The sequence below is a fragment of the Campylobacter showae genome (assembly GCF_900573985.1).
Classification (GTDB): Bacteria; Campylobacterota; Campylobacteria; order Campylobacterales; family Campylobacteraceae; genus Campylobacter_A; species Campylobacter_A showae_E.
This window is the reverse complement of record NZ_UWOK01000002.1, coordinates 69,818-91,807: the sequence shown is the minus strand read 5'-3', so window position 1 is coordinate 91,807 and position 21,990 is coordinate 69,818. Positions and strand designations below refer to the sequence as shown.

Here is a 21,990-nt window from a genome sequence, read left to right as displayed (position 1 = left end):
TCCTAAATTTTAAGAATTTATTGTGATTTTGACAAATTCTACTAGCACATAAGGACTATTTTTTGTCCGATTTATTCATTATAATTTCACATATTGCAAAAAATGTATCGGCGATAAAAATAAAAAAAGGATAATTAGTGATTTTGCAAGCAGCTCAAAAATTAACACAAAACAGCTATAAAAAGGCACTTGGCCATGTTTAACAAGAGCACTTGCAAATTTGGAATAGCCTAGACGAGTTTATTACAAAGGAGCAGGGGGGCTTATTTTTAGAGCGTGATAGCAAAAGAGTGGCAGCTAAAAGCAGAATGGGCAAGGCTTCAGAGGAGCATAACCAAATTAAAAACAAAGTAGGGTTGCTTTGTGGCTTAAATTTAAAAATCTAAAAAATGGACATTTTTATCTAGCCAAAAAACACGTATATTTTTACAAAAAGTTATTTAGACAAAGAAATAAAAAAGTTTAAACATTTTAAAACAAAGGAGAAAAAATGGCAAAGAAAAAAGTTGTTAAAACAGCTCCAATAATTGAGCAGTTTATAGATTTAGCTAACACACAAAGGGAGCTAGCAGACGAATTGGGATCTAAGTTTTTAGAATTTTGCAATGCATATTTAAACGAAAAATGTGTTATTACTAGAAATAATTTTGATCAGCAAGGCTCTTTTTTGCCGGTATATCTAAATATTGAAGTTTCTACCAAAAAACCGACTTCTTATACATCAAGAGTAAATGCGTATGTTGGCAATGTGTCTTTCGAGCTAACATATGATGCGCTAGGCGAAGAGTATGATGATGATCATTTTAAAGATGAATTAGTTAAGTTCTTAAATAAATAACGCTGTTTCGCAAGATAAAACGCGTGGTGCCAGATCACATTGGTCCAGTATAAAAAGTCTTCAAGATAGGTAAAATTTTTATCGTACTAATATAGCAGGGATGAAAAATCCCTGCATGAGTAATTTAGCGATTTTACTTCTCTTTGCGCCAGTAAAACCCAAAACAATTAGATGCTATGATCAATCAAGGTTTTATACTTTTAACTTGAGATAGAATCAACAGGTTTAGTGGAGTAAAAAGCGATGAGTTTAGCTTGTTGGTCGTAGTATTTTGCCTGCTTTTAGCAAATCCGTCAAAATTTTCTAGAAATGAATTAGAACTGCCGTTTATTAATACTTCTTTATTGAAATTTTTGAAAAAAGTCTCAACGCTACCCTCTCTATCTGCTTTTATGGGTGGTAATTTCCAAAGCCAAATAATATTTGCCATAAGGTCTATCACATCATCGCTAGCATCTTTTAGCTGTTCTTTTATCTTTTCATCAAAATCTTTATCGCTAGTATCTCTCTTTCTATGAAATTATCTACCAAGAATTTCACATTGTCAGTAAAAAATTGACATCTTATCTTCGAAAAACTTTTCCTTGTATTTCAAATATGCCTCTTTATAATCATTAAACTCCATAAAAATTCCCTTAGTTAAAGTAAAAAATATTATGCATACCTTCACAAAAAAGAAAGATATGCTTTTGGTTTAAAGTGAGTATTTATCAACAACATCGCCATTATTGTCAATGGAGATTGCAGTTATGCTCATATTGTCAGACTGCTGATCTTCATTGTATTCAAGCCTGTATTCATCTAAGCAGTCATCGTATTCCACCATTAGATCTGCAATGATCTCTTCCCAAGTGTCGTCGTCATAATCGTCATCTAGGCTAAAATCGCTTCTATCGTCTAGTTGTTTGACTTTTTTGATATTTTTCTTTATAAATTCATACCTCTGATTGGCATCGATATAAAACAATGCTCCTGATTTTATTGCATCCTCTGTAACACAGTCTTCGTCTGCTTTGAGATTAATTTTCGGTACTAGATAAAAAATATTACTTATATCAAAGCTATCCTTTGTTATGCACTCTGGTAAAGTATAGGATTCCCTAAAGCCTTCTTCAGTAGAATACAGAAATATAAAGTGTGAATGGTTATCAAAGATACTATTATCATAGTTTTCAAGACATTCTATTTTGCGTAGAACTCCAGTAGAGCATTCTAGCTCATCACTTTCATCGTCCTCATCTATTAATGTGATTGTTACATCTTTATTAATATTGTCTATGCAATAATCATGATTTATTTCTTCTCCACCCCATTCTTGCTCGTTTACAAAAAGTTCGGAGAAAGAGCCTTCTTGGGATGATAGCTTCCTGATGGCATTATCAAATTCATCTCTGTTAAATCCAGTTAACTGCACTTCATGTGCCACGCCTGAAATCTCTAACCGTAAAGCCATTTTTATTTCCTTTTAAAATTTATTTTCGAACGTATGACTGCGTCCGGTTTTTAATTATTTGAAATTATACACCTTTTTATAGACATTTAATGTCCATTTTTTATGCTAAAATTATAAACCAAAGCTATTTTATTTAAATAGAGTTTAAAAAAAGCATAATAAATCCTTGATAAAGGCAGAAAAATGAGCAATAAATTTTTATCAAAATCCCTCTACGTACGAGGCCTTCAGTGTCCAAAGTCGCTTTGGCTTAAAAAGTATAAGCCTGATGTTTTGGAACAAAATACGGATCCTGCCGTATTTGAGACCGGAAACATAGTCGGAGAGCTTGCCTGTGAGCTATTTGGCGGTGGCAAAAGGATAAAATTTGATGGTAGCAGCTTTGATGAAAAGATAGCCCAAACTGAGAATTTTATCAAAAACGGCGAAAAAGCAATATTTGAGGCGACATTTTGTTTTGATGAAATTTTGGTTATGGTAGATATCTTGCAGGTCGTTGATGGAAAGCTCATTATAAATGAAGTAAAAAGCAGCACGAGCTTGTCCGATGTCTATATAGATGACGTGAGCATCCAGTACTATGTCATTAGCTCACTGGGGTATGAGGTGGAGCGCGTTAATGTGATACATCTAAATAATCAATACATTCGCGGCGAGAAACTAGAGCTTGATAAGCTATTTGTTATAAATGATGTAACGGATCGAATTGTATCTATGCAAAGCAAAGTAGCTGAAAACATCAAAAAGCTAAAAAGGACTATAGGCGATGACGTTGAGCCAAATTTAGATATAGGGGTACATTGTTTTAAGCCTTATGAGTGTGACAGAATGAATTACTGCTGGCATGAACAAAGAAATATACCTGATGGGACTTCTGTTTTTAATATCGCAAAGATCAGTAAGCAAAAAGCGACCAAGCTTTATCAAGATGGGATAGTGAATATTGCGGACATCAAAGATATATACGCCTTTAACACAAATCAGCAAGTACAAATAAAAGCCCAAATTAATGGGAAGGAATTTATTGATAAAGTAGCGATTAAGGAGTTTTTGGACACGCTTAGCTATCCGCTCTATCATCTTGACTTTGAGACCTTTCAGCAGGCTGTGCCCGAGTTTATAGGCCTTAGTCCGTATGAGCAGATACCTTTTCAGTTTTCTATTCACAAAGATTATGGCAAAGGAAATTTAGAGCATTTTGAGTTTTTAGCCGAGGTCAGAGCCGATCCTAGATATGAGCTGGCGCTAAATTTGATCAAATTTATTCCACAAGATGCCTGCGTGCTAGCCTATCATGCTAGTTTTGAAAAGGGAGTGATACAGAATTTGGCCACACTGTTTCCGCAATTATCATCTCATCTTATGAATATACATAGCAACATCAAAGACCTTGAAATCCCGTTTGCAAAGAAATTTTATTATCACCCAAAAATGTGCGGAAGTTCATCCATCAAGAAGGTGTTGCCAGCCATAGTTCCTAGTTTCGAGAGCGCATATTCTAGTCTTGATCTTATACATAACGGCGGAGAGGCTATGAGTGAATACGCAAAAACTAAAACATAAAACTAAAGACGAGCAAGACATGATTAAAAAGGCACTTTTAGCATACTGCAAGCTAGATACTCTAGCTATGGTTAAGGTTTTGGAAAAACTGCGTAAAGTAACAAAATAGACAAAAAAGTGTCCGTTTTGCAGGCTATAATGCCTATTAGGTATTTAAAACCATAGGAGGCAACATGGATAGTGACAAATTTGAGCTAGCACACGATACAACACTCCGCGCAAAAGAGATCATCGCAAACGCACAGGCGGTCATAATAACGGCAGGAGCAGGCATGGGCGTAGATAGCGGACTGCCTGATTTTAGAGGCGATCTTGGCTTTTGGAAAGCCTATTCGCCTTTAAAGGATAAAAATTTAAGCTTTACGGAAATGGCAAATCCGCAGTGGTTTTTTAGCAGCCCTGAGCTAGCCTGGGCGTTTTACGGACACAGGCTAAAGCTTTATAACAAAACCCAGCCTCACGAGGGCTTTACGTTACTAAAAAATCTTTGCGAAGCCAAAAATGGGAATTATTTTATCTACACTTCAAACGTCGACGGGCACTTTGAAAAGGCTGGGTTTGACAAAGATAAAATCTACGAGATCCACGGCTCCATACATCACGCCCAGTGTATACACAACGATGACGGAAATATCTGGAATATGGACGAAAATAGCGTCGAAGTGGACGAGGAAAAATTTGTCGCTACAAAGATGCCCGTTTGCCCTGAGTGCGGATGCGTGAGTCGCCCAAATATCCTTATGTTTTACGATCACGAATTTAACCACAAAAGGGCTTGGGCGCAGCGCAAAAAGTACGATGCGTGGCTTAGCCATAATATGAACTCGCGCATAGTCATAATCGAGATCGGAGCTGGGCTTGCTGTACCAACGATCAGAATTTTTGGAGAAAGGATGGCCAAAAGATTTAAAATGGCTCATCTAATCCGCATAAATCCGGTAGATACTCACGTGAGCGCATATCGAGGCATGGCGATAAAGGCTGGAGGACTTGAGGGATTAAGGATGCTCCTGGGTTAAACCAGGAGCGCAAAATTTGCCGATATTTTGCCGTTTTCTAGCGGCGAAATCTGATTTACGAAGTTAAATTTGGCGTCCGTTTTTAGCTCGCCTTTTATCAAATTTACCGCTTTGACGATAGCTAAAAGCGAGATCTCGTCGCCCGAGCTTAACTCTAGTTTTAGCGACTTTACGGATGCCGTCGGTACTTCAAGGCCGCTTTTAAATTTAGCGTGGAGTTCGCTTAGTCTGCAATGAACGTCAAATTTGATCGTCCTTTCTCCTTTGGTTAAATTTGATAAAATTATATATTTTAAAACGGACAAAACCGTGTCCAGATATGCGCTAAAAAAGGAAACGAGATGAAAATTTTGCACGCAAGTGATTTGCACTTTGATAAGGCCAAATTTGATCAAATTTTAGATTTAGAATTTGACGTTTGCTGCATAAGCGGCGATCTGATAGATGAAAACCAAAAAGACGTCGCAGGACAAAAGGCGTGGGTTAGGCGGTGGCTTGAAAATTTTAAAGGACGGATCTTTGTATGTAGCGGCAACCACGACGTAGACAGCTCTAGCGATGCCGCATGGATGAGGATGCCAAATATTTACGCAGACGGCGATATAAAGACGATTGAAGGGATAAAATTTGGTTGCGTTCCTTATTTTTGTAGTGATATTTTGGACTTTGCGGAGTGCGACATTCTGCTTACGCACATGCCGCCAACTCGGACGCAAACGGCTATAGAGCGCGGTAGGGATTTTGGCGATAAAGAGCTTTATAGGGCGCTAAAGCACGGACTGCTAAAAGCAAAAATCATCCTTTGCGGGCACGTGCATGATCCGCTATCAAGAGTCGATAAAATCGGCAACTGCAAGATATATAACTCAAGCCTAGGGCTTAATATTATAGAAATTTAACCACAGAGCGGCAACCAAATTTATCAAATTTGGACCGCAAAATGTCCTAAAATGCAAGTAAAATCATCCAAAAAAAGGAGTCGCTATGGATGATATTTTACTACCGCCCCAGATCGAAAATAAAATCAAACTTTGGGCGCTAAGAGCGATCGAAAAATTCGGCATGCCAGATAGTTTTTTTCAAAAGTTCGACGGCATCTTGCAAGAGGGTGAATCTGTGGCAGAAGCAAAAATCAGGTTCAAAAATCTCCATGCCGAACTTGAAAAATCAAAAATAACCAGCATTGAGACTTTAGATAGAAATTTGGATGCTTTGTGTGCGGTGCTAAATTTAGATGAAGTAGACAGAAAAATCATAGAATTTGCCGTAATCGTAAATGAATTTGCAGCTCTCCAAGACATTTGTAGGTATCTGGGAGATATGCACATTATCGCTTTTTACGAGGTTTTGGGCTATATCATAGGCGTACCTGCTACTGACGTAAAAGAAAAGTTACGCCCGGAATCAAAGCTAAGACAAAGCAATATTCTAGAAATGAACGAGAGGCAAGATATCAGGCTTGATTGCGTATTTAAGTTTTTTTACATCTACTTTAGCACAGATATGTTAAACAGGCAGGGCGACATTTTAGAGGTTTTTAGATCGACGTTTTTTAAAGCCGGCAGATCTTCGCTCAAATTTGATGATTTTAGGCATATAAAAGTAGACGAAGCCGCTATAAAAAGTCATATTTTAAAGGCGGATAAGGGCGTAAATATTTTGCTTTACGGAATTCCTGGCACCGGTAAAACCGAGTTTGTCAAAATGATAGCCGCCGAGCTAAATAGAAATCTTTACGAAATAGCCTCAAAAAGCCGATATACAGACGATAACTATAGCGGTGAAAAGCGATTTTTATCGCTAAAAACTGCGGACAAGGTTTTAAATAAAGAGTGCGACATCATAATGTTTGACGAGATAGAGGATGTTTTTAAAAGTACAGAAAGGATGTCCAAGGCGTTATTTAACTCGACTTTAGAGAGCAACAGCGTGCCGACGTTTTGGATAACCAACGATATAGACGAGATAGATAACGCCTATATCAGGCGTTTTGACATGGTTATAGAGTTTAAAATCCCGCCCAAATTTAAACGACTAGAAATACTAAAACGCTACACAAACGGCCAATTAAGCGAGGAATTGCTCAAAAAGTTAGCTAAAAACAGAGCTATCACGCCCGCGCTAATATCTGGCGCGACAAAAGTCATTTCAAATTTAAGCTGTGAAAATAAAGACAAAACGTTTAGAAATTTGATAAAAAGTAGCCTAAAAGCGCAAGGTTTCGTTACCGCTAAAAAGAAAGGCAAGAAAGATAAAAACAAGGAGATAAATTTGCCGCAAAACTACGACGTGAGTTTGATAAACGCAAGCGCAAATTTAAAAGAACTGGCAAAAGGCATAAAAGAGAGCAAAAATGCTAGGCTTTGCCTCTATGGTCCGGCCGGCACGGGCAAGAGCGCGTATGCCAAATTTATCGCCAAAAGCCTAAAAAGCGAGCTAATCATCAAAAAAGCAAGCGATCTCATCGACTGCTACGTGGGCAACACGGAGAAAAATATCGCAAACGCTTTTAAAGAAGCCAAAGATCAAAACGCCGTGCTGGTATTTGACGAGATAGATAGCTTTTTGCAAGATAGGAATGAGGCTATAAGGAGCTGGGAGATAACGCAGGTAAATGAAATGCTAGTGCAGATGGAGGGCTTTGATGGGGTGTTTATCGCCACGACGAATTTGATGGAAGGTTTGGATAGTGCTAGCATTAGGCGCTTTGATATGAAGGTAGAGTTTGGCTATATGGACGGTGCTCAGGCAGCCAAACTACTACAAAAAGAGTGCGAGTCGCTAGGTATAATCGTAGATAAAACGGCAAAAAATAGCGTAGCAAAAATCAAATTTCTAACGCCAGGGGACTTCGCCACGGTAGCAAGATCGGCTAAATTTAGTCCTATTTTAAGCGCAGGAGAATTTATAGATAGGCTAAACGAGGAAATAAAACATAAGAATATCGAAAATAACGGCCGCATAGCGGGGTTTAAAGGATAATTTTGAATGAGTTTTTGCCGGAACTACCCGGCAAATTAATACTAAATGAGTAAAATCGTAACACTATTTTAAGAAATTTGATGGTTTTTGCCATTTTTCCTAAAATTTTTTGAAGCTTGTTTGTATAGGGTATCAAGAAAGGCGGTTATGGACCTAAAAGACTTAAAAAATGTTTTAAATGCAAAAGGCGAGCTAATCGGCTTTAGCGGTACTTTTACGAAAGAGGAAATTTTACAAAAGATTGCGGAGTTACCGATAAAAAGAGCGAAATTCGTAGCTTTAAATTTTACGGCAAATCCCGAAATGCCGCTAGAAGTAGTATTAAAAATAGTAAAGGAGGTGGAACAAATTTGTAGTAAAAAATCAAAAATAGTTTTTGACGTAAAGACGCATAAGCTTTTAAGCGAAAAAATCAAGGCGTGGCTTTTGGCTACAGGCATTTAAAAACGTGCAAAAAATGTATCGGCGCGAAAATCAAAAAAGGATAATCAATGATCTACGAACAAATAAAAGAACTAACGCTAAATAGCGATAAAAAAGCGCTTTCAAAGACACTAGGCTACGCAAGAGAGAAAAACTTCAGTAGTGCTCTTGCGAATTTGCAAAGAGCAAATAGCTTAGATGAGTTCATATCAAAGGGGCATTTTGACTGGTCGCATAGCTCAAAAACGCTTATTTTGGCTCTTAGCGAGTACTTTGGGCTTAATATCGAAGATGAGCTTAATGCTGCAAAAATCCGTTACGACGAGCGAGCGAAATTTAGAGGCTCATATATCTACATAGATACAAATTTTAAGCGTAGAGGCGAGCCTATATTTGCCCTTGCTATGGCGCAGCACCTAAGGTATATTAGCCTAATGCCGTTTTTAGATGAGCTATGTTTTAAAACATTAGACGAGCAGCTAAATATAATCTCTAAAATCGTTAAAGACTATTACCAAAAGACGAAATCGCTACCTGTTTTTGGCGAGATAACTGGCTTTAAACTATGTCTTCTAGACAAAACCTATACTCTTGATACTAATGGAAATTTTATACAAAAAGAGATTTTTGAAACATCAGTGTGGATAAATTTATGAAAAACATACAAGATTATGAAAATACGATAAAAACTGTGAAAAATAAACATAAGGTCTTAAAACGAGCTAGGAAGTTTTTTGGCTTATCAGATACGTTAAATTTATATAAAATTTGGCTTGAGTATGCGCAAAGCAGTAGTGAATGCTTAGTTATTTATGATGAATTTAGCGCAGATTTTAACGATACGGATTTTGTTTGTCAAGTGATTAAAAAAGCCAGCGAGTTAAATGAAGCGGAGATAAAGCAAAATAAAGAAAGGCTAAAGAATTGGGCGGCTATCTCGCAAAGTCAAAGAGCTATCTTAAACTACGGGGTTTATGCAAATAGGCGTAAAATTTGTTTATATACGGCTAGGCTAGTAGGCGTAAGCGATGAAATTTTAAATCTTTATCTAAAATACGTAGATCAGGTTTTTACTTTATACTCCAGCGATGAGATAAATTTAGCTTACATAGATGCTTGTGGCGATAGAAATTTAGCGCAAACGCTCTTTGACGTAGCGCTTTTTGATAAAAGCCTTTCGTGGTGTATATCGGCGATTATCGAGTTTAGAGATAGGGGCGGCAAAGGCTCAAGGCTTTTATATGAAACGCTATTTTCTCATGCCTTGTCCCGGGCTACTGCTGCAAGCGACTGTGCAAGGATACTGCGTCATTTAAATCTTGTAAAAAAGATTATGGGCTATGATTTCTCACGGCTTTACTTAAAAGCCAAGGCTCATGCCGACGGTTTAAACGGCGAAACGGATTGTGATTTGAGGCAGGAGCATTATATACGTTTTTTTAAAAGCAAATTTGGTTTTTCACAAAAATTTAAGGATATAGTATGAATTTATCAGGATACTACGAGCGGATTCACAAGTGTTGCAGATATTGCAGGATTTATTATGCGGATTATATTATAGATGACAGTGCGTTGTTGGTAAATTTGGCTAAAAACTTAAGCCAGGACGAACTTGACCACCTTTTACAAAACCACACAAAGCTTTGCTTGAGAGTAAATCATCATCTTTTCGAGTACGATGATTTAGCTCGCGCAGTATTTTTTAAAAGCAAAAATAGGGGGCTGGCGATAAAAATTTATAAAATCGCGCAAAGCCTTTGCAAAAGCAGCATGGACTACTCGTTTTTGGCGATAGCTATACATAAAACCCTAAGGGTCAAAAAGTGGTGTGAGGAGCTTTTAGCCATGGCAGAAAATAGCATAAAAGACGGTCTTTGCTACGTAAATATGCTAAATTTTATAGAGATAAAAGCTCTAAACGGACGTAAGGCTGAAAATTTCTTGCAAACCGCCCTAGATACGACCGATTTTAATGCGAATTTTTATCTCACTATGGCGCTGGAGTTAAAGCAAATAGGCGGCCATGACGAGTTTGCGTATAAATTTTATAAAAAGTGTATAGAGAAGGACAAATGCGACTATCATCTAAGTTATGCCCACGCCTTCATAAAAGACAAAAGCGAGCTAAAAGCACTTGGAATAAAACCAAAACAAAAAGAGCAAAAAGAGGTTGTAGCTTCAAAAGCTCATAAAAGCAAAAACGAATATCTAAGCGAGTTAAGAAATACGAGCGACTTTTATAAATTCTACGATGTTTTAGATGATATGGCGGAAGAATTCGGCAAGAAAAGATGGATTTTAGAGCTTTTCAAAGATGGCGAAATTTACGCCAAAACCGCTGCCGATTATGCTTATATAGCATGCGATGTTATGGATGATTTTAAAGATAAGATTTACGCAAGAGAGCTTTTGGCTAAAGCCGTAGAACTCTTGCCTGATCCAGATGAAACGTTTTTCGTGCTTGATATTATAAAAAAGCTTGGCGATAAGGCGCTTTTAGCCGCGGCTTGCAAAAAGCTACTTAACTTGTCTGATTCTATACATATGGAGGTTGCCGGCTACTTAAAAGACGTCGATCCAAATTTAGCAAAAGAGTGCGCCGTAAAAGCCGTAGAAATAGCCAAAACCAGAACGGAAATTTTACACGCAGCTACCGACGTTTTGGAGATTTTTAAAGATAAAGGATGGGCGATCGAGATAGTCAAAAAGGGTATAATTGACGTGCTGTAAATTAAATTTAGGGAGATATGATGAATGATTTTTGTGATAGAGATAAAGTGAATAATTTTTTTAATGGCATGGATAAGTATGTACAAAAAGAGATAGAAAATAGCCGTAGAAATGAATCTGATAGATCAGACTACAATATCTTTTTGGCGCTTCATAAAAATAGTGATGAAGTTAAACATACAAGGTTTATTCATTCATTATTGGATCCGAACGGTTACCACTATTTGGGCAATGAGTTTTTACGTAAATTTTTAGAAGCTTGCAACATTGATGATTTTGATATTAGCAGTGTTGAAGTGAATAAAGAGGAAGGGAATCAAGAATATGGGTATATGGACCTTTGTATAAAAAATGGTAAAAAATGCATAATTGTTGAAAATAAAATTTATGCAAGAGATCAAAATAAGCAAATGGAAGGGTACATAGGTTATGTTTGTAATGAATGTAAATATGAACTTAAAGATATCATTTTTGTGTATCTTTCTTTAGATAGAGAGAGCGTATCAGATAATAGCAAGGGTGATTATAAAAATAATGCTATAAAATATATTTATTATTCAAAAGAGATAATAAATTGGCTTAGAAATTGTCTTAAATCAAAAATCACAGCTAGCCTTAAGTTTTCTATAGAGAGGTATATCGATGTTATAAATTCGATTTATGGCAAGCATACATACGTAAAAGATGAAGCAAGTTACAGATATATAGAAAAACACTATAATAAAGCCGTAGAAATTTACAAAAACCATAACAACTTGGATGATTCTGTAATAAAAGAACTTATAAGTACGATAGAAGCTACTACAAATAGGATTATAGATGGCTTTATGAATTATCTATCAAGCGAATTTAAAAAGTTTAGAAGAGATGATTTGGTTGCTATTAGTAATATAAATAGAAAATATCGCAAAAACAATACTTGGCTTGAAATATATGACGAGGCTTGGTGTGACGACAAGAATCCACAGGATGAGAAATTTATACTGTTTGTAGTTTTTAACATAGATAATCAACTCTTTGTTGGAATAGATACACATAAAAATATGTATAGAAAAGGGCTTAAATGGCAAGAAATTTGGTCAATGATTAATCCGAAAGATGTGTCTTATGGCAAAAAGAATTTCTTATTATATGAAAAGCTAAAAATTAATGAAAATGTGATTTTGGATGTCAAAGAAGATTTTGCAAAGGCCATATTAAAAAAAGAAATATCAGCTAGCGAGTTATCTAAGAGTATAAAGAGGTTTGTCGATAAACATAAAGATACCATAATTAAGATAAACAATAATAAAAAAGATAAATTTTGGAAAATGATAGGGGAGTGACTTGAAAGGTCAAATTACTAAAACCACAAAAATGCAAAATGGAGCAAATATGAAAAAATTCTGGGGTCTTAGGCCGTATATGGAGATTAGCGATTTTATATCGTCTGTAGAGCCAAAACAACTGCTTTCTAGCGAATTTAACGATATCCTGTCAAAATGTGAGGATTTTAGAGAGTATTTGTATTTGGCAAGGCTAGCTTTTGGTGAGCTTGAAAATGACGAAAATAGGCAAAAGATAATAAAAACTATCCTAAAAAGGGCGTTGCAAGTATGTAAATATCCTATGGAGTATTTTTATGTAGCCAGAAGCGTCTATGAAAATTTAAACGATAAAAAGCTTGCCAAAAAGATCATCGTAAAACAGATAAAAAGATTTAAGATAAATGTCCTGCTTTGCAAGCAAAATGTGTTACCTAGAAAGCATATGAGGACGGTTATAAAAAGTGCTTTAAGCTCAGGCATGAAAAGGCAAAGATTTTTAAATTTCTTAGATATCTTAAGTAGGATAAAAAAGTATAAATCCGTATGCAAAAAATTTTATAAAAAGGCCAAAAATTTAACCGACGGCAACGACGCATACGACGAAGAGTACTTGAAAGTAGAAGAAAGGGCGCAGCAAAGACTGGAGCAAATACGCAATAAAAACACTAAAACTAAATAGTAAATTTAAGATGTAAACTCGCTATTAGGCCTAATTTTAGGCAATCACATCAAGTGTGCTACGCTTTTTAAAATAAATTCATTCCATTCATCCTAGCTTCATTTAAGTCTTTTATAATGCGCTCATCCAAACAAAGAGTTGGAAATAAAAAATCAAAGGACAAACAATGAACAAAGTATTAAGTATGGCTGTTTTAGCAGCGATTTTAGGTGCCACAGGCTTACAAGCGGCTATCACATCAAAAGAGGCTTTAAACATAGCGGAGAAAAACTTCCCAGACTCAAGCGTCAATGATATCTCAGTAGACGTTAAAAAAGGAACGACATTTTATGAGATAGAGTCTTTCAAAGATAATGTAAAAAAAGAGATCAAAATAGACGCCGCAAACGGTCAGATCGTAAAACACGAGGTTAAAAACAAAAAATTTATATTGCCAAATGAGGCGATAGACTTTTCAAAGCTCACCCTAAATATCGACGAGGCCGTAAATAAAGCGCTCGCCCTTGAAGCTGGTTGGAGCCTTGACGAGGCGGACCTTGATAATAAAAACGGCACTTGGATCTACGAGGTCGAGCTTAAAAAAGGCATGAGCGAGAAAAAAGTGATAATAAACGCTCAAACAGGTGAGATCATCGGCAACTACACGAAGTGATCTTGTGCGCCCAGAGAAATTTGGGTGCTAAATTTAACCAAGGAAAAAAGATGAATGAGAATGTAAATAAAAATTTAGATATTGAGATAGCTGCTACAAGTAAAAACGAAAACCAAATTTTAGATGAAAACGCTAGCCAAACTTTAGGTGAAACAGAGCAAAGTAGAGAAAAATTAGAAGAAAATATTAAAAAAACAAGCTGCAGTGCTAACTGGGCTCTTAATTTAGCCAAAAAGACATTAGAAATTTCACTCCAAAGCGCTGGTGGCGTGCTAGCTTGTGCTGGTAAGGCCGGAGAGCGGCTAGGAAATTTAGCAAATGAGCTAAAAGACGAAGTGCAAAAGGCGGAGCTTTCAAGGATAAATGAGGAGCAGGCTAAATTTGACGGCGCGCAGATCATCTCAAGTGATCTAGTCAAAAACATTGTCGCTAAACGGCTAAAAACAGAGGCTGGCAATGTCGAATTCGGTCAAATTTATCTAGGCAAGATGGAGACGTTTAACAAAGCTAGTAGGGAGTATTTTTACGAGGCGAAGGCTAAATTTAACGACTTTTTATATTGCTTCAAGATAGCAGCCGGCAGCGGAGAGATACTTAGCCTAAAAATAAAGAGCTAAATTTGATAAAATAGCGAGCAAAACCAAAAAGAGGCAAAGATGAAAATTTTAGTCGTTGAAGACGAGATAGACCTAAACAACGTCATCACAAAGCACCTTAAGAAAAATGGATATAGCGTCGATAGCGCGTTTAACGGCGAGGAGGCGATGGACTTTACCGCTGTGGCGCACTACGACCTCATAGTGCTTGATATCATGATGCCGGTGATGGACGGCCTTGCATTTTTGCAAAAGTCACGCACCAAAAAGCTAGCCACGCCCGTGCTCATGCTAACCGCAAAGGACGAGATAGACGACATCGTAAAGGGGCTTGACGTGGGCGCTGATGATTATTTAGTAAAACCGTTTGATTTTAAAGAGCTGCTAGCTAGAGTGCGCACGCTAATCCGCCGAAACAGCGGCAGCGCAAGTAGTGAAATTTGCGCAGGCGAGCTAAAGATCGACCTTTCTAAAAAGTCAGTCGAATTTGGCGGGCAAAATATCGAGCTAACAGGCAAAGAGTATGAAATTTTAGAGTTTTTGATGCTCAATAAGGGTAGAATTTTGACCCGCGACCAGATCAAAGAACACGTCTGGGACTTCGACTATATGGGCAGCTCAAACATCATCGACGTACTAGTAAAAAATATAAGAAAAAAATTTGGTGAGTGCGAAGTGATCCAGACTAAAAGAGGACTTGGCTATGTTATTAAGGATTAAGCGCACTCTTGCAAATATCTCCATCACAGCTGCAAATATCCCCATCACAGCGCGCGTGACGCTTTGGTACTCATTTTTTATCATGGCTATCGTGGCAGCACTCATAGCTATCTCAGCGGTTGTGGCGGATGAAATTTTTGAGGACGTGAGCCAAAAAAAGCTAGCCAAATCAGTCACCAAAATCGCCAATAATACGGAAGAATTTGAACCCTATGATGATGGGATATTTTTTATAAAATATAGCGACAACGGCGAATTGCTGGGTGGTTTAGTGCCTAAAAATTTTGATGGCACGCTTGAGATGGATAGCGGCGAGGTGAGATATTATGAAAACGGAGAAAACCGCTTTTACTACTACGACATCGCAGCTAAAGGCAAGAAAGTCTGGATCAGAGGCGTCATAAATGCGGAGAGATTTTTCAAAAAAGAGGGGCTATTTTTGCTGGCCCTTGGCGTCTTTGTACCGGTTTTATTTGCCTTTGTGCTTTATGGTGGCTACAAAACGATAAAAAATGCCCTAAAACCAGTCGCCACGATATCTGAAACAGCCCTTGATATAGGCAAAAGCCGGGACTTTTCAAAGCGTATCGAGCTACCCGCTGGCAAGGACGAGCTGCACGCACTTGCGAGCGTTTTTAACAAGATGCTGGATTCTCTCGAAAAGGTCTATCAAAGTGAAAAACAGCTCACTTCAGATGTCTCACATGAGCTTAGAACGCCGCTATCAATCATCATTGCGGAGAGCGACTACGCCGCAAGCTACGCGCAAAATTTAGACGAGGCCAAAGAGTCGCTTGAGGTCATCTCAAGGCAGTCAAGAAAGATTACCTTACTGATAGATCAAATTTTAGAGCTCTCAAGGCTAGAATCAGGTAGAAATTTAACCTTAAAGCGCATAAATTTAAGCGATATACTGCAAAATTTAGCCACCGACTATGAAAAACTAGCAAGCGCCAAAGGAGTTAAATTTATCTGTGAGATCGCCACAGATGTTGAAATCTTAGGCGATGGGCTGATGATATCAAGGCTGGCTGATAACTTTTTAAGCAACGCTTTAAAATTTACTGCAAACAAGATCGAGCTAGGCTTAAGCGCAACCAAAACGCACGCGCTACTATCCGTAAAAGATGATGGTAACGGAATTTCTCAAAAAGATATTGAGCTAATCTGGAATAAATTTTACCAAGCCGAGGGCTCAAGAAATAAAAGCTTAAACGCAGGCAGCGGCCTTGGGCTAGCCATCGCGGCAAATATCGCCAAAATCCACGGCTTGAAGCTCGGCGTAAAAAGCGAGGCGGGTGCAGGCAGCGAATTTTGGGCGGAATTTGAGCTTGCAAGATAAAATTTAGGCTTCGGAAAACTTTTCATATCTCTAAAGGCGTATACGACAATTTAAACGATAAAAAGCTTGCTAGAAAAAAATTAGGCTCAATTAAACTTAAGCGGATTTTTTCTTATCAATTTTAATAGTTTCTGATATAAGTTTTCCTGTGTAGTTTGAGTATTATATAAACTCTACTTCGCTACGCTTGTTACTTTTCAAGAACATGGTTCTCATCGTAACTTAATGCTCCTTTGTGTGAGCTTAAGTTAAAGAGAGCCTTTTTTAACTAAACTTTGATAAGCACTGCACTATAATGCAAAAATTTGAAAGGATGAGCATGAAGGCAAATATTGTAAAAATATCTAAAATCTATAATAAAAAACTCAAAATCCCGGACTATCAACGTCCGTATACCTGGAGTACCAAATCGGCTATTGCGCTTTTTAATGATATTTTTAGAGAATACAAAAACAACAAAAACGATTACCGCATAGGCTCTACCATACTACACTTTGAGTGCAATAGTGGGCTCAAAAATTATAATATTGTCGATGGACAACAACGTCTCACTACGCTTACAATACTACTAAATTTACTAGGACAAAAAGAAAAATTGCCGTTACTAGAGCAAATTTTCAATCCTCTCTCTTTTAATAGCATTACAAACAATAATAAAATTTTAAAACAAAAAACAGAGTTACTAACTGGTGATGAAAAAGAAAAATTTAAACAATTTATCTTAAATAATTGCACCATGGTTGAAATAGTTGTGACTGACCAACAAGAAGCATTTAACTACTTTGACTCACAAAATACCAGAGGTAAAGCACTAGAAGTGCACGATCTGCTAAAAGCATACCATCTAAGGCATATGGCAGATGATGACGAAGCCAAAAAAGTGCAGGTAATATCAAATTGGGAGGATAAAAATAGCGATGAAATAAAAGAAATTTTTAGCGATTTTTTGTTTCCTATTATTAGATGGCAACGTAGAGAGAGCGGATTATATTATTCCAAAGACCACATAGATATTTTTAAAGGTATAGACCATACTTCGCTATACAATGTGACTAAATTTAATAAAGCAGCGATCGAATTCGGCGCGCAAAATAGCGGTAAATTTTTACTCACTCAAGATTTGTTAAGTGGAAAACACTTTTTTGATTTCACAGCTCACTACCTAGACCTTTACCATAAAATAAAGAAATTTGTAGAAGCAAAATATGACGACAACACTATGCCTAGAAAAAAGAGAGGCGATAAATATATAGTAAGACTTTTTGAATGCCTTATAATGGCATTTGTTGATAGATTTGGTTTTGATGAGCTTAGCGAAAATATTTGCGCATTTTTTTATAGATACGTTTATACTTTGCGCTTAGCGAAACAGGCCGTATATCTAGAGAGCATAAACAAATATGCACTTGGATATCAAGATGAAAATAGCGGATTAAATTTATTTGAAAAAATATCTCATATGAGGTCGCCAGATGAAATTTACAGCGTTGAGCTATGTGATATTGAAACAATCGTTAATGGATACGATGATATAAAAAATAGACTAGAGATTAAAAAATGAGTAAAACAGATGATCTAAAATTTAGTGTAGAAAAAATTTTTGAAAGCAAATATCTCATACCCATATATCAGCGCAACTACGCTTGGGGCGAAAAAGAGATAGTGGCACTTTTGGATGATATAAGCAGTAATGATAATGAGTATTTTATAGGAAGCTTAGTCGTAAGAGAAAAAGATGGTGTTTTTGAAGTTATAGATGGACAGCAAAGACTCACAACTCTATATTTGACACTAAGATATCTTAAGCACGACATAAAAGATAAACTAAAATTTGAAGCTAGGCAAAAGTCAAACGAAACGCTAGAAAAAATTTGCGATGATGATAAGTTGGCTAATTTGCCATCTAATGAAATTGTAAATGGGTTTAAAATTATAGAAAATTATTTTAAAAAAAATGAAAACGATGAGAGTTTTAAAAGTAAAATTTTAAATGCCAAACTTCTACGCGTGCCAGTTCCAAATGATGCCGATCTAAATCATTTTTTTGAGATAATGAACACAAGAGGCGAGCAACTAGAATTTCACCAAGTCGTAAAAGCAAAAATTTTAAAAATCTTAGAAGAAAAAGAGAGAAAAATAGCTGCGTTAGTTTGGGATGCATGTGCGGATATGGATAGATACGTGCAGATGAGTTTTAAAAAGAAATTAAGAGAACAAATTTTTGGCAATGAATGGGATAAAATTTGTGATGAAAATAAACTTTTTGAAATTTCTATAGAAGATGACAGCGATGTTGAAGGGAGGCTACTAAGCGAAATTTTAGACAACAAAAATTTAACTTCCGAAAAAACAACGCAAGATGAAGGCGAAAACGAAAGATTTTCATCTATTATAAATTTCCCAAATTTTCTTTTACAAGTAAATGCCGTTATGAGCAATAATACAAGCAGTACAAATGAACTGCTTTATGATAAAAAATTGATTGATAATTTAAAAAAATACTTCGATAATAGTGAAAATGCCAAAAATTTTATCTACAACCTTTTAAAATTTAGATTTTTGTTTGATAAATTTATTATAAAAACTGATGAAAATGATAAAAATGACGGAGAAAAATGGTCGCTAAAAATGCTCAAAAAATATCGCAATAACAACAAAGATACATTCGGCTACGTGGATACGTTTGATAACAATAAATTAGTTGTCACCTTGCAGTCTTGCTTGCGTATCACATATACTTCGCCACGCGCTATGGAGTGGATTTTTACACTTCTTAAGAGACTTAACGAAAATACAACAGCCAATATGCAAGAAATTTTAGAAACGTATGCAAGAGAGAAGGTAAAAAATGCGCTAGAAAAAAGCACCTCTTATCCTATGTGTGAGAGAATAGTCCTTGCTTATCTTGATTATATTTTATATAGAGAGTGTATAGTTAGCACTCGAAATAGCGAACCAAAACAAAAACTACAAAATGCTTTTGAAGCGGTTGGCGATGTAAATTTAAAAAATTTAAAAGAGTGGGAATTTAAATTTAGAGACTCTATCGAGCATTTTTACCCACAAAATCCTTCTAGTGATAGTATAGAGCGCATGGATGACACAATTTTGAACTCATTTGGCAACTTAGCGCTTGTTACAACTTCCGGTAACTCTAAATTTTCCAATCTCGCCCCATCTGCAAAGCAAACCACATATCCAAACATAATAACGCAAAGCCTAAAATTGATATTGATGTCGGAGTGCATAAAAGGGAAAGATATTGATGGGTATGAAAAAGCGATTAAACAACACGGTGAACAGATGCTAGGCATTTTATTGCTCGATACAATGGGGATTGACGTAAAGTAAAAAACTATTTTTAACTTGCCTATTTTTGGCAAGTTAAATTTGATATATTTTATATACTTCCTTGGTTTAACTCCTCAAAATACTCCCCTATCTCATCTCTTAGCTCATCGGCTAGCTCTTTTGGTTCAAGCACCTTGATAAATGGGATGTAGTAGTATATGAGTGGCTTGATCTCCATTATGTTGGTGTACTCTATATCGATAATGACGGAGCCATCGGAGTCCTGGCCATATATGCTTTGCTTGGCATATGGTTTTCTCTCAAAATACTTCTTTATTTGCGGAGCCAAAAGCAGCTTAGCTACCTTTGGCTCATCTAGCGTCGCCCACGCTGAGTTTATATTTTTTAACCTATCTTCTATTTTTGCCTCTATCTCAAATTTATCTTCAAGTATTTTAATGTTCGCAATGCTTTTTAGATGAAATTTTTTAAAGGTATCGTTTTTGCCCGTATCAAGAAAAAGCAAATACCAAAACCCGTCAAACATCGCTAGTTTTAGCGGTTTTATCTTAAATTTAAAGTTATTATACTCACACTCTACCAGTCTTTTTTCTTTGATGGCGTTTTCAAGTAGTTCGAAATTTGCAAAGTCTTTTTCGTCTAGTTTCTCGTTGTTTATATTAGTTAGTATAGGATGGTTTAGCCTGCTAGTGATCTGCTCTAGTAAGACGTGAGCCTTTGAATAAAAATTTGTCCCCATGGTTTTTGAGATATTATCTAGGATATTTATGATGGTTCGCTCTTCTTGATCTAGGTTGTCTTTGGCTTCGGTTTTATCCATGCTCCACATCCTTCCCTTTTTTACGGCTCCGTTTTTGGCTAGTACGTCATAAAGATCTCTTTGTATAGTTTTAGTACAAACGCCCAGTTTCTCTGAAAGCTCGGATATAGAGTGCGGCCTGTTGCTTATCAGAACGGCTATATCGTTTATACGCTCGTATTTACTTGTGCTAGTTTCTGGGATGATTTTTTTAGGTTTTTGCACGGAAACTCCTTTGGAGGTATTATAGCGATATAAGACTTATAGTTGTCTAGTTTTAAAGGTATATATAATGTAAAGATGTTTTTTATCTGGCAAAAGATTGATATAAATTTAAAAGATTCTTATGGGGTTATTTTGGTTATGACACAACCTGTCGTGCCCTTGTGTTAAATTTCCATCATAATTTAAATCAAAGGAGAAAAGATGCTAAAGTATATCATAGGAGGAGTAGCGCTATTGGCTATTGGATACGGATTAAAGACTTATGCTGACGAATACGGGATATTTGATGAAACTAGTGACGAAAAAAATAAGGAAGCGGATCTTGTTTCAGCCGATGAAGATGAAAGCGATGAGCAAGAGGAGTATCCATCTGGGTACGCCGCCGGTATCTAAGCCGTTTAAAGCGGGCAAGGGCAACATTTGGGCCAAGCTTGCTTTGAATTCAATATAATATCAAATAAAAACAGCAAAGAAGTTAGAAAATACCGAGAAAAACGCCGAAAGGTATAGCATAAAACAATCATAAAATGCAGTTTGTAATTTTAAACAATATAAAAATATTATAATTCACGAAATTAATTCACCAGTAACACTAAAGAAGGTAAAATGTAGCTAAAGATGGATTTATTTATTTTTATAAATTTGACGCAGAGAGCTCGATAATTTTACGCCATCTCAAAAAGTATTAGGCAACTCTCAAAAGGATATAAGATGATACAACCAAAGCCATTTAAAATCTACTGCCCAAAGTGCGGCTTTGAAAAGACGGTTCAGTTTAAAAGCGACTGCTTGGGTGCTGGCGATTTTAAGCAAATACCGCAAATTTGTCCAAAATGCGGCAACGAAGATCTACAGCACGAAACCGCATCCGCTAGTCTTGGTGATGCTATAACAGAGATATTTAAAAAGACGTTTAAGGGCTAAATTAATATACTTGCTTAGGTTATATGCTCAATTTAAAAAGTAAAGTCGCGGCATCTATTGTTGTCAAAAATGTTGTTTAGTGGCCTCAGGTAGACAAGATAGCTTTACGTATGAGATTTAAATATTCCAGATACTGCTTGATTGATGATTCCATAAACTCTAATTTACTCGGATATGTTAAAAAGCTCCTAAAATTTTAATGTAATACCATTGATATGTTAAAATTTTCGTATTTTCTTAACATGTTAATTATGTTAGTCTATCAAAAAACGAGCTAAAATTTGTATTTAATTTAACGTAAGGTATTCTTTGTGCGAAGAATAGTGTAGGGTGATTGGTTTCCTATTGCTTGTCCAGCAAAGACCTCATATGGTGCTTTGGTTATTTGCTTAATTGTATGACTGGGATTAAGTATTATATAAAGCT

At 36.3% G+C, this 21,990-nt stretch carries 23 protein-coding genes and 1 pseudogene; 20 read left to right on the top strand and 4 right to left on the bottom strand.

Annotation, left to right across the window (positions count from 1 at the left end; genetic code table 11):
• The first annotated feature begins 490 nt into the window (after positions 1–490).
• The gene (locus EE116_RS11250) at positions 491–838 is read left to right on the top strand and encodes a hypothetical protein (RefSeq protein WP_122874561.1); all 348 of its coding nucleotides are present in this window, start codon (positions 491–493) and stop codon (positions 836–838) included.
• 694 nt (positions 839–1,532) lie between these two features.
• On the opposite strand, the gene EE116_RS11240 is transcribed toward EE116_RS11250, so the two are convergent.
• The gene (locus EE116_RS11240; RefSeq protein ID WP_122874559.1) at positions 1,533–2,291 is read right to left on the bottom strand and encodes a hypothetical protein; all 759 of its coding nucleotides are present in this window, start codon (positions 2,289–2,291) and stop codon (positions 1,533–1,535) included.
• A 183-nt stretch (positions 2,292–2,474) separates the two neighbouring features.
• Here EE116_RS11240 and EE116_RS11235 point away from each other — a divergent pair, with 183 nt between their 5' ends.
• The 3 genes from EE116_RS11235 to EE116_RS11230 all read left to right on the top strand — a co-directional run bounded on the left by EE116_RS11235 (position 2,475) and on the right by EE116_RS11230 (position 4,873).
• Positions 2,475–3,854, top strand: coding sequence for a DUF2779 domain-containing protein (locus tag EE116_RS11235; RefSeq protein WP_338120545.1), 1,380 nt, complete (start codon positions 2,475–2,477; stop codon positions 3,852–3,854).
• On the top strand, positions 3,829–3,963 hold the full coding sequence (locus EE116_RS13150; protein ID WP_338120544.1) for a hypothetical protein: 135 nt from the start codon (positions 3,829–3,831) through the stop codon (positions 3,961–3,963). The genes EE116_RS11235 and EE116_RS13150 overlap by 26 nt, the downstream gene beginning before the upstream one ends.
• A 64-nt stretch (positions 3,964–4,027) precedes the next feature.
• The gene (locus EE116_RS11230) at positions 4,028–4,873 is read left to right on the top strand and encodes an SIR2 family NAD-dependent protein deacylase (protein WP_122874558.1); all 846 of its coding nucleotides are present in this window, start codon (positions 4,028–4,030) and stop codon (positions 4,871–4,873) included.
• On the opposite strand, the gene EE116_RS11225 is transcribed toward EE116_RS11230, so the two are convergent.
• Entirely contained in the window at positions 4,870–5,229 is a 360-nt protein-coding gene (locus tag EE116_RS11225) for a hypothetical protein (RefSeq protein WP_163028071.1), read from the bottom strand. The two genes, EE116_RS11230 and EE116_RS11225, sit on opposite strands and share 4 nt — an antisense overlap.
• Here EE116_RS11225 and EE116_RS11220 point away from each other — a divergent pair.
• The 12 genes from EE116_RS11220 (at position 5,215) to EE116_RS11165 (ending at position 16,304) form a co-directional block, all read left to right on the top strand.
• On the top strand, positions 5,215–5,772 hold the full coding sequence (locus tag EE116_RS11220) for a metallophosphoesterase family protein (RefSeq protein WP_122874556.1): 558 nt from the start codon (positions 5,215–5,217) through the stop codon (positions 5,770–5,772). The two genes, EE116_RS11225 and EE116_RS11220, sit on opposite strands and share 15 nt — an antisense overlap.
• 85 nt (positions 5,773–5,857) lie before the next feature.
• Positions 5,858–7,855, top strand: coding sequence for an AAA family ATPase (locus EE116_RS11215; protein WP_122874555.1), 1,998 nt, complete (start codon positions 5,858–5,860; stop codon positions 7,853–7,855).
• Positions 7,856–8,002: 147 nt separating this feature from the next.
• Positions 8,003–8,299, top strand: a complete 297-nt coding sequence (locus EE116_RS11210; RefSeq protein ID WP_122874554.1) for an FtsZ/tubulin family protein — start codon at positions 8,003–8,005, stop codon at positions 8,297–8,299.
• Between the two features lie 47 nt (positions 8,300–8,346).
• On the top strand, positions 8,347–8,934 hold the full coding sequence (locus tag EE116_RS11205; RefSeq protein ID WP_122874553.1) for a hypothetical protein: 588 nt from the start codon (positions 8,347–8,349) through the stop codon (positions 8,932–8,934).
• Positions 8,931–9,764, top strand: coding sequence for a hypothetical protein (locus tag EE116_RS11200; RefSeq protein ID WP_122874552.1), 834 nt, complete (start codon positions 8,931–8,933; stop codon positions 9,762–9,764). Before EE116_RS11205 ends, EE116_RS11200 begins: the two co-directional genes overlap by 4 nt.
• A complete protein-coding gene (locus EE116_RS11195) occupies positions 9,761–11,008 on the top strand; it encodes a hypothetical protein (RefSeq protein ID WP_122874551.1) in 1,248 nt (415 codons plus the stop codon). Before EE116_RS11200 ends, EE116_RS11195 begins: the two co-directional genes overlap by 4 nt.
• A gap of 20 nt (positions 11,009–11,028) precedes the next feature.
• Positions 11,029–12,333: a PDDEXK-like family protein gene (locus tag EE116_RS11190; protein ID WP_163028070.1), complete on the top strand. Its 1,305-nt coding sequence runs from the start codon at positions 11,029–11,031 to the stop codon at positions 12,331–12,333.
• Between the two features lie 49 nt (positions 12,334–12,382).
• The gene (locus tag EE116_RS11185) at positions 12,383–12,994 is read left to right on the top strand and encodes a hypothetical protein (RefSeq protein WP_122874708.1); all 612 of its coding nucleotides are present in this window, start codon (positions 12,383–12,385) and stop codon (positions 12,992–12,994) included.
• A gap of 166 nt (positions 12,995–13,160) precedes the next feature.
• On the top strand, positions 13,161–13,646 hold the full coding sequence (locus EE116_RS11180; protein ID WP_122874549.1) for a PepSY domain-containing protein: 486 nt from the start codon (positions 13,161–13,163) through the stop codon (positions 13,644–13,646).
• A gap of 50 nt (positions 13,647–13,696) precedes the next feature.
• Entirely contained in the window at positions 13,697–14,263 is a 567-nt protein-coding gene (locus tag EE116_RS11175; RefSeq protein WP_122874548.1) for a hypothetical protein, read from the top strand.
• Positions 14,264–14,302: 39 nt separating this feature from the next.
• Complete coding sequence (locus EE116_RS11170; protein WP_122874547.1) at positions 14,303–14,962, top strand: response regulator transcription factor; 660 nt, start codon at positions 14,303–14,305, stop codon at positions 14,960–14,962.
• On the top strand, positions 14,946–16,304 hold the full coding sequence (locus EE116_RS11165; RefSeq protein WP_122874546.1) for a HAMP domain-containing sensor histidine kinase: 1,359 nt from the start codon (positions 14,946–14,948) through the stop codon (positions 16,302–16,304). The genes EE116_RS11170 and EE116_RS11165 overlap by 17 nt, the downstream gene beginning before the upstream one ends.
• Before the next feature lie 86 nt (positions 16,305–16,390).
• On the opposite strand, the pseudogene EE116_RS11160 reads toward EE116_RS11165, so the two are convergent.
• Positions 16,391–16,471 (bottom strand): annotated as a pseudogene (locus EE116_RS11160) (IS1595 family transposase); the annotation flags it as partial.
• A gap of 152 nt (positions 16,472–16,623) precedes the next feature.
• On the opposite strand from EE116_RS11160, the gene EE116_RS11155 reads away from it, so the two are divergent.
• Together EE116_RS11155 and EE116_RS11150 are read left to right on the top strand one after the other, a co-directional pair.
• Positions 16,624–17,865 carry a DUF262 domain-containing protein gene (locus tag EE116_RS11155; protein ID WP_163028069.1) on the top strand — a complete coding sequence of 414 codons (1,242 nt, stop codon included), beginning with the start codon at positions 16,624–16,626 and terminating at the stop codon, positions 17,863–17,865.
• Positions 17,862–19,655: a GmrSD restriction endonuclease domain-containing protein gene (locus EE116_RS11150; RefSeq protein ID WP_122874544.1), complete on the top strand. Its 1,794-nt coding sequence runs from the start codon at positions 17,862–17,864 to the stop codon at positions 19,653–19,655. Before EE116_RS11155 ends, EE116_RS11150 begins: the two co-directional genes overlap by 4 nt.
• 49 nt (positions 19,656–19,704) lie before the next feature.
• On the opposite strand, the gene EE116_RS11145 is transcribed toward EE116_RS11150, so the two are convergent.
• Positions 19,705–20,640, bottom strand: coding sequence for a helix-turn-helix transcriptional regulator (locus EE116_RS11145; protein ID WP_206159274.1), 936 nt, complete (start codon positions 20,638–20,640; stop codon positions 19,705–19,707).
• A 201-nt stretch (positions 20,641–20,841) separates the two neighbouring features.
• Here EE116_RS11145 and EE116_RS11140 point away from each other — a divergent pair, with 201 nt between their 5' ends.
• Both EE116_RS11140 and EE116_RS11135 read left to right on the top strand, forming a co-directional pair.
• Positions 20,842–21,033 (top strand): hypothetical protein, encoded by a 192-nt coding sequence (locus EE116_RS11140; protein ID WP_122874543.1) that lies wholly within the window; start codon positions 20,842–20,844, stop codon positions 21,031–21,033.
• A 318-nt stretch (positions 21,034–21,351) separates the two neighbouring features.
• A complete protein-coding gene (locus EE116_RS11135; protein WP_122874542.1) occupies positions 21,352–21,564 on the top strand; it encodes a hypothetical protein in 213 nt (70 codons plus the stop codon).
• Positions 21,565–21,990 lie beyond the last annotated feature (426 nt).